This window comes from Pseudoalteromonas sp. AOP31-A2-14 (genome assembly GCF_052378035.1).
Classification (GTDB): Bacteria; Pseudomonadota; Gammaproteobacteria; order Enterobacterales; family Alteromonadaceae; genus Pseudoalteromonas.
Window position 1 is genome coordinate 1,564,132 of the sequence record NZ_JBQSXI010000001.1, and the last position, 17,862, is coordinate 1,581,993.

A 17,862-nucleotide genomic window follows, 5' to 3' on the forward strand; every position below is an offset into this window, starting at 1 on the left:
TATTGTGTTACTCGAGTTTAAACGTTAGGTGTAAAATGGCTAACCTAAATATGATTAAAAAACCACTATTTATAGGCCTATTCTTACTCTGTGCGTTACCAATAGTTGGATCAGGTACAGCCTTGATCGTAGGTGCTTTATTTGCTTTAACGATCGGCAACCCATTTACAGAGCTAAGTCAAAAGGCCAGTAAATGGATGCTTAAATTAGCTGTTGTGGGATTAGGTTTCTCGGTTGATTTTAATCAGGTAATAGAAGTTGGCCGTAGCTCTTTAGTGCTAACTATTGTCAGTATTACTGCCATTATTGGTTTAGGTGAAATACTTACGCAGGTATTTAAGCTAAACCGTAATACGGGTGTGTTAATTTCATTTGGTACGGCGATATGTGGTGGCAGTGCCATTGCTGCTATGGCACCCGTTATCAAAGCAAAAGATCATGAAGTTGCGGTTGCACTGGGCATTGTATTTTTACTTAATGGCGTTGGCTTACTGTTATTTCCAAGTATTGGCCATTATTTAGAATTGAGCCAAGAGCAATTTGGTATGTGGGCAGCGCTTGCTATTCACGATACCAGTAGTGTCGTGGGAGCGTCTGCTACTTATGGTGCAGCAGCTCTAAGCATTGCCACGACGGTTAAGCTTACCAGAGCGATGTGGATAATTCCTTATACGTCATTGGCTGGCATGTTTTGGCGCTCTGATGAAAAGGCCAGTATTCCGCTTTTTATTGTTGGCTTTTTAGCTGCTGCATTGATCAATACTTACTTGCCTGACTATCATGTAGTTTGGGGTGTTTTTAATGTTCTGGCTAAAGAGCTGTTAGTGATGACGCTATTTTTAATTGGTAGTGGCTTATCATTGCATGTTTTAAAAAATGCCGGGATAAAGCCATTTATAATGGCTATATTATTATGGATAGTAGTCAGTAGTGTCATATTACTTCTTATTTTAGATGGGTTTATCTAATGAAATTACCTTACTCAATATTAGCTGCATTATTTATAACTAATCCTAGTTTTGCAGCTGATAGCATCCGTGTAGCAACATTTAATGTTAGTATGGATGCCACTAATTATGCTAATAATCCTCAAGAGATTAAAGCTGATTCGCTATCTACAGCGCTTAAAGAAGACCATCAGCAAATCAGAAATATAGCTGAGATTATCCAGCGCGTACGTCCAGATATCATTTTACTTAATGAGTTTGACTATATTGAGCAAAGTAGCGGTATCGATTATTTTAAACATCACTACTTACAGGTTAGCCAACAAAAGCAACCCACGATAAATTACCCTTATACGTTTATTGCTCCGGTCAATACTGGGCTGGCTACCGCATTTGATCTTGATAATAATGGCAAAAACACTGGCATAAAAGCAGATGCACAAGGCTTTGGTTTTTTTGAAGGCCATTATGGTATGGCTGTACTTTCTCGTTTTCCCATTGATGTAAGTAAAGTGCGTACATTACAAAAATTTAAAAATAAAGATATGCCTAATGCGGGAGTCCCTGTAGATCCCAAAACAGGAGATAACTGGTATTCAGCACAAGAGTGGCAAGCGTTAAGGCTGAGCTCAAAATCATTTTGGGATATACCAATCTCTATAAAAGGTAAAACGCTACATTTAATTGCATCCCATCCAACGCCCCCCGTTTTTGATGGCGAAGAAGATCGAAATGGCATTCGAAACCATGATGAAGTACGTTTGATAGCAGACTATGTTGCAAACGCTGATTACCTTTATGATGATAAAGGCGTGCATGGGGGGTTAAAGGCTAATTCTCGATTCGTGGTTGTAGGGGATCTTAATGCCGCTCCTGAAGGGGATAAAAAACGCCCAGATACAACTGACCAATTATTAAAGCACCCGTTAATAAATGCCACTTATGCACCACAAAGTAAAGGGGCTAAACTTAGTTACCCACAGAGCTATGGCGCACGTTATACCGCTTTTTGGCAAGCCCGCGTAGATTATGTACTCCCTTCAAAAGAAGGGATAAAAATTCACCAAGGCGGGGTTTTTTGGCCACCTAAAGACAGTGAATTATTTAGATTAATTAAAGATCGTAATGCTTCATCTGATCACCGCATGGTGTGGTTAGATATTTCACTAAAATAACTTGGTTATTAAACAGCAAAGTTTGGCTGTCTGTCTGAAATAATTGCTATTACATAGCTGCTTCTGGTTAAATTAGGGAAATTATAATTACCTTAAAGAAGCATTATGACTTTACCAATTACGGCTAATAAAACGCTCGTTGCGCTAAGCGTTGCAGCAAGCTTTATGTTAGCAGGCTGTCAAACTACCGCCTCAACGACTAAAGAGCAACCTACAGCAAATGTTGCCTCTGTAGTTACCACCCCAGCAGATACTGGCTCAGCAGAAATAACCCTCGAACAAGCAATGGCTCATCCAGACTGGTTAGGTCGCCAAGCAGAAAAAGCTTTTTGGGCTGCGGATTCAGCCACAATTATTTATGCACGTAAGCAGCAAGGTAATGAATTATATGACTTGTTTAGTCAAGCAATAGATTCGAAGCAAGCAGAGCAAGTTGAACTTAATAAATTGCATACGTTAGGTGCAAAAAAATCTGTCTATTCTAGAGATAAAAAACAACAAGCTTATGAGTTTGAAGGCAATATTTTTGTCAAAAACAGTCAAACAGGTGTAATTAAACAAATTACTCAAGACAGTACCAAGCAATCAAAGCCACAGTTTTTAAATGACGGCAGTTTAGCGTTTCGTGAAGGAAATACTTTTTATAAAGTTGACCTTGCAACAGGCCAACAAATTGAACTGGTAAAGTTACACTTAAGTAATGCGCCAAAGGGTATCCAAGAGCCCTCTACTTATATTGCCAAAGAACAACATAAGCTGATTGACTATATTGCGCTTACTCATAAAAATAATAAAGATAAACAAGCACGTAAAGAGCAAATTAATGAGAAAAACAGTTCAATTGCCAATGCGCAATTTTATCTGGGTGAAGGCAATAAAATCGCTGATGTACAGCTTTCACCAAATGGTAAAGCGTTAGTTGTCGTAGTAACTGAAAAGCGTCTATGGCGTGATGATACCGATATTATGCCAAATTATATAAAAGCAGATGCCGGTGTTAAAGCTGAAAAAGCACGTCGTCGTGTTGCTGATGAAAAGCCAATCACTTCAGAAGTTATTTATATCGACCTTGAAAACCAAAGTAAAAAAACACTTTCATTTGATACTTTACCCGGCTATGACGAAGACGTACTTGCTGCTGTAAAAAAAGAAAACTATAAACGTGAAGGTAAAACGTATAAATCTGAAGAAGCGCCTCGTGCTATCAACCTAATAATGGATTGGGGGTGGTCTCAAAGCGCCATTGTTTGGAATGATGAGGGTAGCCAAGTGGCTTTAATGCTAGAGGCTTGGGATAATAAAGATCGCTGGTTAGCAACTGTAGATACGACAAGTAATGAACTTGTTTCGCAGCACCGTTTACATGATGATGCCTGGGTTAATTACACCTACAATGATTTTGGATGGTTAAATAATAGCGACACCTTGTATTATTTATCTGAGGAAACAGGTTATAGTCATATTTATAAAAAGCCATTAGATGCAGACGCTACACAGCTAACTAAAGGTCAGTTTGTTGTATCTAATTTAACGCTGGCAGATGACGATAGTGCAATTTATTATAAAGCCAATGTTGAGCATCCTGGCCTATACGAAATTTTCCGTGTGAATCCAAATAATGGTGAATCGCAACAAGTGACTGATCTAAACGGCATGACCGATTATCAGTTAAGTCCAGATCAAACCAAGCTGTTATTAACTCATTCAAAAATAATGTCGCCGCCAGAGTTATACGTTGCTGATGCGAAAGCGAACACGCAAGCGACGCAACTAACGAATATGGTATCTGATGAGTTTTTAGCTAAACAGCTAATTGCCCCTAAAATTGTTGCTGTGCCATCGAGTCATACTGAGCAACCTATTTATGCAAAAGTATATTATCCAGCGGACTACGTTGAAGGTGAAAGTGGTAAAAACCGTAAAGCAGTCATTTTCAACCATGGGGCAGGCTATTTACAAAACTCGCACATGGGTTGGTCTGCTTACTTTCGCGAATTTATGTTTCATTCACTCTTAGCCTCTGAAGGTTATGTAGTCATGGATATGGATTACCGCGCATCAAAAGGCTATGGCCGTGATTGGCGTACTGCGATTTATCGCCAAATGGGCACTCCGGAAACACAGGATTTAGTTGATGGTGTTAGCTGGATGGAACAAAACGCTAATGTTGATACGGGCTCAATAGGTACGTATGGCGGTTCTTATGGTGGCTTTATGACGTTTATGGCACTATTTACCGAGCCTGATCTATTCCAAGCGGGTGCTGCGCTTCGTCCTGTAACTGATTGGGCACACTATAACGGTCCTTACACAGCAAATATCTTAAACCACCCAGATGTTGATCCGATTGCCTATGAGCGAAGCTCGCCGATTTATTTTGCTGAGGGACTTAAAAATCGCTTATTGATAAACGCGCCAATGGTTGATGATAATGTATTTTTTCAAGATTCAGTACGGTTAGTACAACGTTTAATTGAACTTGAAAAAGAAAACTTTGAAACGGCTATTTTTCCAGTCGAGCCACATGGTTTTGTGCAGCCCTCAAGCTGGTTAGATGAATATCGTCGCATTTATAAGTTATTTAAAGAAAGTCTTTAAAAAGCAAACAAAAAACGCCATGCATTAGCTTGGCGTTTTTTTTGATCTAAAGTAAGTTATTAATAAGGGTAACGCTAATAACAAGCCACCAATAGCGCCAATTAAATGCGCATCAATAGCCACGTTCGAATTAATAAGTTTTACTATATCTGCACTAGGACCGTTTATTTGTTCTAATAGTATTTTGATCCATACGCCGATAAATAAAAGCACGCCTGTACGATAGCCGATACAAATATCTTTAACAGCACCCCAAATAATTACGCCATGTAACAGCGCACTTAAGCCCGTATAAGTCTTTATATCAGGGCAAAATAGCGTTATACCGAGGCCGCACCAAGTAGCTAAAAACAAAACATTAAAAGTATAACGAAGCGGTGTAGTGTGCTCTGCGTGCAGAGCCCAAATGAGTAGTATGCCCGCACAGTTCAGCGCTAAATGTGGCCAATTAGCATGTACAAATTGACTAGATACGATACGCAAGTATTCGCCACTTTCAACAAGTGAGCGGTTAAACTCTAGAACATCATTTAATTGCAACAAAGCAAATAGTGTACTTATTAACATTAAGCACAATGGCGGTAAAATATAACGTGGCTGCAATGGAAGATTGAACATTTTGTTCTTATTTTAAAGCAAAACTTTGCATATTGTGCCCGTTTAACTTTAAGATGCCAATATGATTGCTTAATATAAATAGTCCTATGCTTTGTAAACTAAACCCCCTTATTACGCTGAGCTTCTTTTCTTGTACTTTACTTGCAAATACAGCGCAGCAACCTCGCGAAGTTCGTGAACCTGAAGCCGCTACCGGCCATCAAATAAAACATCAAGTGATGGGTAACGATTATGTCGTAGCCGCCGCCAATCCATATGCCGCAAAAGCTGGTCGTACGATACTTGAAAAAGGCGGTAGCGCAGTTGATGCTGCTATTGCTACGCAGCTGGTATTAACCTTAGTGGAGCCACAATCCTCGGGAATTGGAGGCGGCACATTTATGATGGTCTATAATAAAAAAAATCAGCAGTTAACTAGCTTTGATGGCCGTGAGACCGCGCCAAGTAACGCTGACGAAACACTCTTTTTAAATAAACACGGTAAGGCTGTAAAGTGGATTGAAGCAGTTGTCGGTGGACGTTCAGTTGGTGTGCCTGGTGTGTTACATGCTTTTGCAAGCGCACATAAACAATACGGTAAACTTGAGTGGGCAGAGCTTTTTGCGCCAGCAATAAAACTTGCCGATCAAGGCTTTGTGATATCACCACGTCTACACTCATTACTTGCTAAGCAGATAAACCCTGGAGTGACTAAGCTACCTGTTATCCGCGATTACTTTTTTCCTGACGGAAAAGCTATTGCTATTGGGTCGCTTAAAAAGAACCCGCCATTAGCAAATTTATACCGCGATATCGCCGCACAGGGCATTGATGCGTTTTATAAAGGAAGTAACGCTAAACAAATGGTTCATGCGGTACAAAATTCACAGGTTGTACCCGGTAAGCTTGCGCTCAACGATTTAGCAAACTACCAAAGTCAGCAACGCGATGCAGTATGTACGCCTTATCATCAATACAAAGTATGCTCTATGGCACCACCAAGTAGTGGAGGAGTTGCGGTATTACAAATACTCGCTTTGCTTGAAGAAAAAAATATGGCTCAGTATCAGCCAAATGAAGAGCAAGCTCTGCATTATTTTACGCAAGCCTCGCGTCTGGCATTTGCCGATCGTAACGTATATATGGGCGATCCTGCTTTTGCTGATATTCCCACTGAAGAATTACTTGCAGTTGACTACATTAAACAGCGGTCGCAATTAATCACAGAAAAAGACACCCATGCAACAGCCGGTGAGCCAAGAGTAAAACTTAGCTACGCAATAGACGATGCCTATGAACTCCCTTCAACAAGTCATGTATCCATTGTGGATAGCGACGGTAATGCGGTGTCGATGACCAGTTCAATAGAAATGGCATTTGGATCAACCGTTATGGTCAATGGATATATTTTAAATAATCAGCTTACTGACTTTGCATTATCACCAAGCAAAAACGGAAAATTAATGGCTAACCGTGTTGAAGCAGGTAAACGCCCGCGCAGTTCAATGTCACCGGTAATGGTATTTAATAAAGATGGAAGCTTACGCCTTGTGGTTGGTTCTCCTGGTGGAAGTCGTATAATTAATTATGTGTCACAAGTGGTTATTGGTGTACTAGATTGGAAATTGAGTGCACAGCAAGCGATTGATTTGCCTAGAATCACTAATCGAAATAATTACACTAGCCTTGAAAAAGCTACTGAGATTGTTAATGCCGCTAAAGCACTTAGTAAACGGGGTCACACTGTGCGTATTGTCGATTTAAATTCAGGCTTACACAGTGTAGAAGTGATCAATGGCAAGCTGTATGGCGGGGCAGATCCCCGTCGTGAAGGGGTCGCGCTGAGCGAATTAAGTGAACAAAAAACGACTAACTAGTACCTACAGTAAAGCAATAGCTTGACGCTGGTTCAAGCTATTGTAATCAGGTATAATTAAGTTCTATGCGATGATATTTCGCGTGCTTTTTTAACTTTCAATTGGTCTGACAAGATTGAATGTCATTGCATTTTTATCATAGGCAGTAATAATGACAGATCACACATACAAGACATCGTTAAGCTTGGAATTATGACTACAAAAACCGATCCGAACTATCTTTATATCCATCATTCAGGCCCTGGTTTAATTGAGACTCCTCTTTTAAATAAAGGCAGCGCATTTAGCAAGCAAGAACGTGAAAACTTTAATTTAGCGGGGCTTTTACCGCCACGCTTTGAAACCATCGAAGAACAAGTCGAACGTTGCTATCAGCAATACTCAAGCTTTAGTGATAACTTAAACAAGCACATTTACTTGCGTGCAATTCAAGATAATAACGAAACCTTATACTATCGATTAGTACGCGATCATATCGACGAAATGATGCCGATTATCTACACCCCAACGGTAGGTGACGCTTGTGAGAAGTTTTCAGATATTTATCGTAGTGCTCGAGGCTTATTTATTTCGTACGAAGACCGTTTTCATATAGATGATATTTTACGCAATGCTACAAAAGGCAAAGTAAAGGTTATTGTGGTAACTGATGGCGAGCGTATTTTAGGCCTTGGGGATCAAGGTATTGGTGGTATGGGGATCCCTATTGGTAAGCTATCGCTTTATACCGCCTGTGGTGGTATTAGCCCAGCGTATACGCTGCCAATGATGCTTGATGTGGGTACCAATAACGAGAAGCTACTTAACGATCCGATGTACATGGGCGCGCGGCACAAGCGTATTAGCCAAGACGAATATGATGAATTTTTAGACTTATTTATTCAAGCCGTGAAACGCCGCTGGCCAAACGTATTACTCCAGTTTGAAGATTTTGCTCAACCTAATGCAATGCCATTATTAAAGCGCTACCGTAACGAGATTTGTAGTTTTAATGATGATATTCAAGGTACTGCTGCAGTTACCGTAGGGTCATTGCTGGCCGCATGTCGAGTTAAAAATCAGCGTCTTTGCGACCAAAAAGTAGTTTTTGTTGGTGCCGGCTCTGCAGGTTGTGGTATTGCTGAACAAATTGTTAGTCAAATGGTATTTGAAGGTGCAACGGATGCACAAGCGCGTAGTCAAATATTCATGGTCGATCGTTTTGGCTTATTAACAGACGGTATGCTCGGACTTCGTGATTTCCAACAATCATTGGCACAACCTACCGATAAACTTACCGATTGGACTTACAGTGGTGAATACGCCTCTCTATTAGATGTAATGCATTGCGCAGAGCCGGATATTTTAATTGGGGTGTCAGGTCAACCTGGTTTATTTACCGAGCAAGTTATCCGGGCTATGCATAATGGCTGTGAAAAACCAATTATTTTCCCGCTTAGCAACCCTTCAAAGCAAGTCGAAGCATTGCCCGAAGATGTTATTAAGTGGACGGACGGCAAAGCACTGATAGCTACAGGTAGCCCATTTGCACCGGTTGAATATAACGGTGAAACTTTTCCTATACCACAATGCAATAATAGCTATATTTTCCCGGGTATAGGTTTAGGAGTTATTGCCGCCAAAGCGAAACGAATTACTGATGCAATGCTGATGGTTTCTAGTGAAATGCTGGCCGAGTCATCACCGCTTGCAAACTCTGGTTTAGGTAGTTTATTGCCTGCTTTGGCTGAAATTGAAACACTTAGTAAGCGTATAGCTTTTGCTGTTGCTAAAAAAGCTATTGAAGAAGGCGTCGCACTTGAGATAAGTGATGATATGCTTTGGGCTGCTATTGACCGTAACTATTGGCTACCGAAATACCGTAACTATAAACGTTGCAGTATTTGATCAATTTACTCAGTTAGTAAAAATAACAGGCTATTTTGGCCTGTTTTTTTGTTTGCCCAGCGAAGCTGGCAAACCCGATAGGCTGAAAGATGCCTTATCACCCTGACTAAGGGGAAGATAATCTGAATGGCAAGGGCGTCACTGGCCAACGGTGGGGTCTGAAGGAAGCCATAAGAAGTTAGAGGTACACAACTAACCGTAACCTGTTTCGGCAGTATTGGTGGGTCAGCGTGCAAAATAGCGCAACGCCCTATACTTAGTCAGACCAATACTGTGCTTGAGGGTGGGATTTCTAACAGGGAGCCAGTGCAGTAACTGGGGAAGCCTGGCATCTAAACTTAATGAGAGTAAGTGGCCTAAATTCAAGGTGAAAGCCAAGATTTAGTGTCGGTGTGAGGTGGCAGATGAACCCGTAGTAGTGAGTAAGGCTAGGCCGATGAAAGCCAGTAATGGTGTGGAGGGGAAAACCAAGCCGACCATCAACATTATGTTTGATGGGGTCAACTTTAGCCAAAAGCTTTAATTGATTGCGAAGGGGGGAAGTATTCTTTAAGCGTATGAAAGACGGGAACTTTTGTTTATCGGCTCACAAGTATTTCGACGGAAATAGCCAAAATATGACGGCCAAACAGGAATGTAGACGCTGAGAATTGAAGGGCGAGCAATGGAGTAATGACTGACCACTTAGGCAGATTGCCAAAAAAGGCTAGCACACCTAATGTCATCATGAAGAATCAGCGATAAGTAGAGTGACACGAGCAGACATACCGCAAGCAAAGGCAGAAAATGACAGTTTACTACAGCTTGTACGGACAATTATTAGACATTAATAACCTGTACAAGGGATTCAAAAAAGTGAAAGCAGCTAAAGGAGCGGCCGGAATAGATAGGCAGACCGTAGGCGCATTCGCCCTGAATTTAGAAGCAAACTTAAAACAACTGCAACTTGAGCTGCAAACCAAGCAATATAGGGCACAACCTGTCAAACGGGTGGAAATACCCAAAGATGATGGCGGTGTCAGAATGCTAGGTATCCCCGCAGTTCGAGACCGAATAGTGCAACAAACACTATTGAACATACTCCAACCGATATTCGACATCGACTTTCACCCATCGAGTTATGGGTATAGGCCGAAACGAAGCTGTCATGACGCTATCAGTAAAGCAAGTGTATTTATCCGTAAATACCATCGCGACTGGGTCGTAGACATGGATTTGTCGAAGTGTTTTGACCTGCTTGATCATGCTTTGATAATTAGGAGTGTTAGACGCAAAGTGACGGACGGTAGTATTTTAAAACTGATTAATCAGTTCTTAAAAAGCGGAGTAATGATAGGTGAACACTGGGAGGCTAGTACGATAGGAAGCCCACAAGGTGGCGTAATTAGCCCGTTATTGGCCAATATCTACCTAGATGCTTTCGATCAAGAAATGAAAAAGCGTAATCACCGAATAGTGAGGTATGCAGATGATATCTTGATTTTGTGCAGCACAGAAAAAGCAGCGCAAGAAGCACTTAAGGCATCCACCCAGATACTAGAGCGAGACTTGAAATTAACCGTGAACCAAAATAAAACCCATATTGCTCATAGCAGCAAAGGAGTGAAGTTTTTGGGAGTAGAGATAGGTAGCCAGTGGACACGGATACAAGCATCAAAACTCATCGGGTTTAAACAAAAAGTGAAGCAATTAACAAAACGTAACGGCGGCATAAATTTAGCAGAAGTAATAAAACGGCTAAATCCAGTTGTGCGCGGTTTTGTAAATTATTTTAGTATAGCCAATTGTAAACGAGAGCTAAAAGCCTTGGCAGGTTGGATCAGACGAAGACTAAGGGCAATACAGCTGAGGTTGTGGAAGAAGCCATCAAGGCTACATCGACGACTAAAGCAGTTAGGAAAAAAGCCACCGTTTAAGTTCATTAAGATGAACTCGTGGCGTAACTCACTAAGCCCTTTATCTTGTGTATCGATGCCAAACCAATGGTTTGAGGAGCTTGGTTTATATCCAATAGAAAAAGTGAATACGGGATGGCTTGCTTTATCGGCGTTTAGGAAATAAGTTGATAAAATGTGAAGGGTACAGGAGCCGTATACGAGGTCCGTACGTACGGTTCTGTGAGAGGGATGAGGCATAAGCCTCACCCTACTCGATGTTTGCCCAGCGAAGCTGGCAAACCCGATAGGCTGAAAGATGCCTTATCACCCTGACTAAGGGGAAGATAATCTGAATGGCAAGGGCGTCACTGGCCAACGGTGGGGTCTGAAGGAAGCCATAAGAAGTTAGAGGTACACAACTAACCGTAACCTGTTTCGGCAGTATTGGTGGGTCAGCGTGCAAAATAGCGCAACGCCCTATACTTAGTCAGACCAATACTGTGCTTGAGGGTGGGATTTCTAACAGGGAGCCAGTGCAGTAACTGGGGAAGCCTGGCATCTAAACTTAATGAGAGTAAGTGGCCTAAATTCAAGGTGAAAGCCAAGATTTAGTGTCGGTGTGAGGTGGCAGATGAACCCGTAGTAGTGAGTAAGGCTAGGCCGATGAAAGCCAGTAATGGTGTGGAGGGGAAAACCAAGCCGACCATCAACATTATGTTTGATGGGGTCAACTTTAGCCAAAAGCTTTAATTGATTGCGAAGGGGGGAAGTATTCTTTAAGCGTATGAAAGACGGGAACTTTTGTTTATCGGCTCACAAGTATTTCGACGGAAATAGCCAAAATATGACGGCCAAACAGGAATGTAGACGCTGAGAATTGAAGGGCGAGCAATGGAGTAATGACTGACCACTTAGGCAGATTGCCAAAAAAGGCTAGCACACCTAATGTCATCATGAAGAATCAGCGATAAGTAGAGTGACACGAGCAGACATACCGCAAGCAAAGGCAGAAAATGACAGTTTACTACAGCTTGTACGGACAATTATTAGACATTAATAACCTGTACAAGGGATTCAAAAAAGTGAAAGCAGCTAAAGGAGCGGCCGGAATAGATAGGCAGACCGTAGGCGCATTCGCCCTGAATTTAGAAGCAAACTTAAAACAACTGCAACTTGAGCTGCAAACCAAGCAATATAGGGCACAACCTGTCAAACGGGTGGAAATACCCAAAGATGATGGCGGTGTCAGAATGCTAGGTATCCCCGCAGTTCGAGACCGAATAGTGCAACAAACACTATTGAACATACTCCAACCGATATTCGACATCGACTTTCACCCATCGAGTTATGGGTATAGGCCGAAACGAAGCTGTCATGACGCTATCAGTAAAGCAAGTGTATTTATCCGTAAATACCATCGCGACTGGGTCGTAGACATGGATTTGTCGAAGTGTTTTGACCTGCTTGATCATGCTTTGATAATTAGGAGTGTTAGACGCAAAGTGACGGACGGTAGTATTTTAAAACTGATTAATCAGTTCTTAAAAAGCGGAGTAATGATAGGTGAACACTGGGAGGCTAGTACGATAGGAAGCCCACAAGGTGGCGTAATTAGCCCGTTATTGGCCAATATCTACCTAGATGCTTTCGATCAAGAAATGAAAAAGCGTAATCACCGAATAGTGAGGTATGCAGATGATATCTTGATTTTGTGCAGCACAGAAAAAGCAGCGCAAGAAGCACTTAAGGCATCCACCCAGATACTAGAGCGAGACTTGAAATTAACCGTGAACCAAAATAAAACCCATATTGCTCATAGCAGCAAAGGAGTGAAGTTTTTGGGAGTAGAGATAGGTAGCCAGTGGACACGGATACAAGCATCAAAACTCATCGGGTTTAAACAAAAAGTGAAGCAATTAACAAAACGTAACGGCGGCATAAATTTAGCAGAAGTAATAAAACGGCTAAATCCAGTTGTGCGCGGTTTTGTAAATTATTTTAGTATAGCCAATTGTAAACGAGAGCTAAAAGCCTTGGCAGGTTGGATCAGACGAAGACTAAGGGCAATACAGCTGAGGTTGTGGAAGAAGCCATCAAGGCTACATCGACGACTAAAGCAGTTAGGAAAAAAGCCACCGTTTAAGTTCATTAAGATGAACTCGTGGCGTAACTCACTAAGCCCTTTATCTTGTGTATCGATGCCAAACCAATGGTTTGAGGAGCTTGGTTTATATCCAATAGAAAAAGTGAATACGGGATGGCTTGCTTTATCGGCGTTTAGGAAATAAGTTGATAAAATGTGAAGGGTACAGGAGCCGTATACGAGGTCCGTACGTACGGTTCTGTGAGAGGGATGAGGCATAAGCCTCACCCTACTCGATGTTTATATAGTTAATAAATTGTTCATTGCGAATTAACCCGCTAAGGTGTTTACTATGGCCTAGCAATAGAAATTATTATGGATTCAAGAAGGAATTAATTAATGCGTACTTTATCGATGACAATACTAGCATCTACAATGACTTTTAATAGTTTTGCGGCAAGTACACCGGATGCTCCACATCTTTATATACAGGGACAAGCTTCTGTTACTACCGTACCTGATAATGTTCGGCTAAGAGTTGCTATTGTCGAAGTAGATAAAAATTTAATGGCTGCAAAACAAAAAGCAGATCAAACCATGGCCAAAGCCATAAAAATTGCTAAACAAACCGGCGTAGATAAAAAAGGGATTAACGCAGCGCAAATCCAAATAAACCGAGACACGCAATATAATAGTAAAATGGGAACGCAAGACTTTAACGGATACAGAGTGGGGCGCAGTTTAACATTTACTCTTAACGAGGTTGATAAGTACCCACAACTATTACAAAATTTAGTGGATGCAGGCATTAATGAAATACAGCAAACCCAGTTTACCTCAAGTCGTGAAGTAGCCTTACAAAAACAAGTTCAAAAAATGGCGATTGCTGATGCTAAAAAAGCCGCAGAAGAGTTAGCTGATGACTATGATGTGGAGTTAAAAGGGCTATATAGCGTATCATCTAGCCCATTGAATTCAGGAGCGCAGCCTTATATGCGCGCTGAAAAAACGATGCTGCAAGACACTGCCAGTGGTGGATTCGTACCTGACGCGTATCATGCAGGTGAAATAAATATTACTGCATCAAGTTATGCTATTTATCTAATTGAAGATAAATAGTTACACGTTGATTTTAGAATTTAGCTGTTAAACCGAGCAGCTAATTTCTCTCCCTTTTCAGGACTGATGCGCGAGATAGACTTGAGCATGTTATTTACCTGATTACGGTCATACTCATTAGTAATATGCTCATTAATATCATCAACAATGGCATTCAGATAAATAAATAGGCTGGCATTCGCTGATTGATATTTATGCGACGTGAAAAGAATGTTTTTAAAGGCCTCTAATATATTAGTCATTACATAGGCATCACTTTTAGAATAATTTCTAAGGGGGGTAAAGTTATCATTAAGCAGTTCATCAAATGATGTTTCATGAAAGTATAAAAGAGGTACACCATTCTCACTATTTCTAAGTGAGTAATTAACATCTTTAATATCTAGCCGTATAATTAGTAAAATGCTCAGCATATCAATAGCTTTAACAGCTGTCCCTGGATCGTTAATACCTGGGCTCATGGCCTTGACTGCAATTTCTGAAATTTGCGTTAAGCCATAGCGATAGTGATCGCTTATGTATTCTTCAATATAAAAAATAAAACAACCTAATACTTGTTCTATAAGCTCTTTATTATCGGTGATGTCTTTATCGCATTTTAAAAAGGGATAACCTTCTACGGTAAAGAAACCCTGCTTGATGGTTACATAAGCATTTAAATTATTCTCTGCTAAAAGTGAAGTGAGCTTTTCGGTGTGCACGCCTTTAAAATAACCCTCAGTGTTACTGGTAATAGAATGCCATGAATCAAAGTCAGGAAATTCATTTATGCTATGTTCATCTTGGCGCTGGACACTAGCGACCATTTCAAGTTTAGTATGTTTGTACAAGTCATTTAAAACATTATCAGCTTGGATAGACCGAGAAATAGAATGTATAAAAAATACAAAAAGTGCCAACGAAATTAAACCAAAAACCAGCGCAAAAAATACGCCTAATGAAGGTACCGCTGTACTACCGTCGGCAAGCTTATTAATATTGATCAGCATAATAATTGAATAAATAATACTGCCAAGATAAAACCCCAGCACCATTTGATGTGATTTACGAGTAATAAGACCAGGGATAACCCGAGGGGATAATGACGCGCTGGCACTATTGAGTACAATCATTACCATTGAAAAGCTAAACACCGTTAACGAAATGATACTGCCAGCTAAAGTACTTAAAATGGTACGTGCATTTTCTTCGCTATCAACTAGTATGACGTTTATTGATTCTTTAAATTTTTGTACAAAGCCAATGTATTCTACAGACATAGTTAAAACTGCAAATAATAAAAAGAATACAGAGATCAATGAGGGGTAAAAACCAATACTACTAATTAAATCTCGATATTTATTAGCAATTTTTCTAGGTGCGAACATAAAAATCCTTAAACAAGGTTAGACTTTAAGTTCAATCTAGTCATAATAGCGCTGAACTTGAGTTGTTTTTAGCGTAGCAATAAAATGGCTTATTAGTCTAACAAATAATAAATTGGAATTAATGTGATCGTTTCTTTATATGCTGCAATACTGGCCATAATGTATATACAATTAAGTTTTAGAGTTGTTAAAGTACGTAAAGCACAACAAATATCATTAGGTGATGGTGATGACCCTGAGTTAATTATGGCAATACGCACCCATGGGAATTTTATTGAATATGTGCCATTCGCTTTAATACTCTTGTTTTTGGTTGAATATCAAGGAGTAGGGAGCCACTATTGTTACATACTTGGCTTTTTATTAGTCATTGGCAGAGTTTGTCATAGTTATGCATTACCTGAAAACTCTCTAAAAATACGCGCTATTGGCATGGTGCTAACATTTTCTGTGTTTATTCTCAGCGCATTTTTACTGCTGCTTACAAGTTTTTTTTAGAGAAAGTCATTTTGTTTTAGCCATAAATAAGTAAACATTAATGAGTAACAAAATTTTTATAATTGGCTTACCAAGAACAGGTACAACCAGTGTTTGTAATAGCTTTTTAGAGCTTGGTTACACTACGGCACATACTGCATATACTAAAAAGACACTAACACAAGCAAAGGTTATTGCTGACACACCTATATTTAGTGAATATCAGCTGCTTGACAAGCAGTTTAGCGGCGCCCAATTTATCAACTTAACTCGGGAGCTTTCGTTATGGGTTCCGTCAATTAGACAACTCTTAACCCGTATGTATACTAACTTAACACGCCCAGATGGCGGTTTTAATATTCATATAAAACGTTGTTATATGTCTACATTTGAAAATATTAATCTCGATAAAATTAACTCTGATACGTATTTAACAGATTGCTATTACAAGCACCAAGATACCGTAATGAATTACTTTAAACAGCGCAGTAGTGATTTATTAAACATTGATATCGCAAAAGCAGACAGTGGCCCCAAACTACAAGCTTTTATCAATAACGGACTACCGATTAATTTTACTAAAATGAATGTTGCTGGCAAAGTAACCGCTTGGAATGATCTAAAGCATCCTAGTAAAATATCCTCAACCAGAAATGGTAAAATTGATAAATCACTAGGCTATGACCACAAGATTTTATAATGCAAATATTGTAGAATCTAGTTATAGATTTTAAAAATAGTTGTATCCATGTTTGAACTAAAATATCACACGCCTTTCTCGTGGACAGAAACCGTAATGGCTGACTTCAGTGCATTTTTACAAGATCATGCCGCGGCTGAAAAAAAAGCTGCAGGCATGGCAATGTCGATGCTTTCTCATTACCCCGATCGCCTAAAGTTAGTTAAATCAATGACAGATTTAGCACTTGAAGAAATGATTCACTTTAAACAAGTATTAAAACTATTAATAGACCGAGGAGTAAACCTTGGCAACGACCAAAAAGACCCATACGTAAAACAAATCCGTGGCTTATTTAGAAATGGCCGTGATGAGTTTCTAATGGATCGACTTTTAGTTGCTGGTGTTATAGAGGCTAGGGGACATGAACGTTTTTCTCTTGTAGCTGAAGCACTACCAGATGGGAAAGAAAAAGAGTTTTATATAGCCATCGCCAAATCAGAAGAAAAACATAAAAACCTTTTTGTAGAGCTTGCATACGAGTACTTCTCTAAAAATGAAGTTGATATACGTTTAGAAGAAATTTTAATTGCGGAAGCAAAAATCTGTGAAAGCATTCCATTTACGTCAGCGCTTCACTAAATTTTTTATAAAAAGCCCCAGTAATTATACTTAAGATTATTTATCTGCTGGAAGATAGATAAGCTTGAGTATATAAAATTAAGGTATTTACTTAATAGTTAATTATTTACTTGAAAAAATTGGTGAACAACTTAATAAACATATAGAAAAAAACTTTCAACAATAGCTAAGCTCCCTTAAAGGCGTTGCTTTAAAGTAATTTATTAGCTCTGAAAGTTCTACGATAGTAGGGCGCCCGGCTTTGTAATTTGTATCTATATGGTAAGTATTAAAGATCCAAAAAGGTTTTTTTGTGGCATTATGGCCGTGAATTGAAAATAAAACGCCGCGATTACTAAAAATTTTATCTTGTTTTACAACTTCCCGATCCCATAGTAACTCGCTTACAAGCTTTTTCTTATCACTATTTAAATCACTCCAATCCCATTGCTGACCTAGAGTATGTGACAAGCCAATTTTCTCACCTTGATAATCAAGCAAAATAGACAGCGGGTAAGATACTAACTTTTCACATGCCGTTCGCAATGTTTGCTTATC

At 39.8% G+C, this 17,862-nt stretch carries 14 protein-coding genes; 11 read left to right on the forward strand and 3 right to left on the reverse strand.

Annotated features, from left to right (window positions below):
- Positions 1–35 precede the first annotated feature (35 nt).
- From ACT3S9_RS07295 to ACT3S9_RS07305, 3 genes are all read left to right on the forward strand, one after another.
- Positions 36–968: a YeiH family protein gene (locus ACT3S9_RS07295; protein WP_441834796.1), complete on the forward strand. Its 933-nt coding sequence runs from the start codon at positions 36–38 to the stop codon at positions 966–968.
- Entirely contained in the window at positions 968–2,122 is a 1,155-nt protein-coding gene (locus ACT3S9_RS07300; protein WP_441834797.1) for an endonuclease/exonuclease/phosphatase family protein, read from the forward strand. Before ACT3S9_RS07295 ends, ACT3S9_RS07300 begins: the two co-directional genes overlap by 1 nt.
- Positions 2,123–2,227: 105 nt before the next feature.
- On the forward strand, positions 2,228–4,720 hold the full coding sequence (locus tag ACT3S9_RS07305) for a prolyl oligopeptidase family serine peptidase (protein WP_441834798.1): 2,493 nt from the start codon (positions 2,228–2,230) through the stop codon (positions 4,718–4,720).
- 24 nt (positions 4,721–4,744) lie between these two features.
- On the opposite strand, the gene rrtA is transcribed toward ACT3S9_RS07305, so the two are convergent.
- Positions 4,745–5,338: a rhombosortase gene (gene rrtA, locus ACT3S9_RS07310; RefSeq protein ID WP_441834799.1), complete on the reverse strand. Its 594-nt coding sequence runs from the start codon at positions 5,336–5,338 to the stop codon at positions 4,745–4,747.
- 86 nt (positions 5,339–5,424) lie between these two features.
- Between rrtA and ggt the strand changes: the two genes are divergently transcribed.
- From ggt to ACT3S9_RS07335, 5 genes are all read left to right on the forward strand, one after another.
- Complete coding sequence (ggt, locus tag ACT3S9_RS07315; protein WP_441834800.1) at positions 5,425–7,194, forward strand: gamma-glutamyltransferase; 1,770 nt, start codon at positions 5,425–5,427, stop codon at positions 7,192–7,194.
- Between the two features lie 192 nt (positions 7,195–7,386).
- On the forward strand, positions 7,387–9,081 hold the full coding sequence (locus ACT3S9_RS07320; protein WP_441834801.1) for an NAD-dependent malic enzyme: 1,695 nt from the start codon (positions 7,387–7,389) through the stop codon (positions 9,079–9,081).
- Between the two features lie 786 nt (positions 9,082–9,867).
- Entirely contained in the window at positions 9,868–11,142 is a 1,275-nt protein-coding gene (gene ltrA / locus ACT3S9_RS07325; RefSeq protein ID WP_086960535.1) for a group II intron reverse transcriptase/maturase, read from the forward strand.
- A gap of 829 nt (positions 11,143–11,971) precedes the next feature.
- Positions 11,972–13,246, forward strand: a complete 1,275-nt coding sequence (ltrA, locus tag ACT3S9_RS07330; RefSeq protein ID WP_086960535.1) for a group II intron reverse transcriptase/maturase — start codon at positions 11,972–11,974, stop codon at positions 13,244–13,246.
- 194 nt (positions 13,247–13,440) lie between these two features.
- Complete coding sequence (locus ACT3S9_RS07335) at positions 13,441–14,160, forward strand: SIMPL domain-containing protein (protein ID WP_441833792.1); 720 nt, start codon at positions 13,441–13,443, stop codon at positions 14,158–14,160.
- A 20-nt stretch (positions 14,161–14,180) separates the two neighbouring features.
- On the opposite strand, the gene ACT3S9_RS07340 is transcribed toward ACT3S9_RS07335, so the two are convergent.
- Complete coding sequence (locus ACT3S9_RS07340; RefSeq protein WP_441833793.1) at positions 14,181–15,527, reverse strand: DUF2254 domain-containing protein; 1,347 nt, start codon at positions 15,525–15,527, stop codon at positions 14,181–14,183.
- Positions 15,528–15,650: 123 nt separating this feature from the next.
- Between ACT3S9_RS07340 and ACT3S9_RS07345 the strand changes: the two genes are divergently transcribed.
- Genes ACT3S9_RS07345 through ACT3S9_RS07355 form a run of 3 tightly spaced genes read left to right on the forward strand, consistent with a single transcriptional unit; the run spans position 15,651 to position 17,325 of the window.
- Positions 15,651–16,025: an MAPEG family protein gene (locus ACT3S9_RS07345; protein WP_441833794.1), complete on the forward strand. Its 375-nt coding sequence runs from the start codon at positions 15,651–15,653 to the stop codon at positions 16,023–16,025.
- 40 nt (positions 16,026–16,065) lie between these two features.
- On the forward strand, positions 16,066–16,704 hold the full coding sequence (locus tag ACT3S9_RS07350; RefSeq protein ID WP_441833795.1) for a sulfotransferase: 639 nt from the start codon (positions 16,066–16,068) through the stop codon (positions 16,702–16,704).
- A gap of 48 nt (positions 16,705–16,752) precedes the next feature.
- Positions 16,753–17,325: a tRNA-(ms[2]io[6]A)-hydroxylase gene (locus ACT3S9_RS07355; protein WP_441833796.1), complete on the forward strand. Its 573-nt coding sequence runs from the start codon at positions 16,753–16,755 to the stop codon at positions 17,323–17,325.
- 156 nt (positions 17,326–17,481) lie between these two features.
- Here the strand turns inward: ACT3S9_RS07355 and ACT3S9_RS07360 are convergent, their stop codons facing one another.
- A complete protein-coding gene (locus ACT3S9_RS07360; RefSeq protein WP_444750852.1) occupies positions 17,482–17,775 on the reverse strand; it encodes a hypothetical protein in 294 nt (97 codons plus the stop codon).
- Between the last annotated feature and the right edge of the window lie 87 nt (positions 17,776–17,862).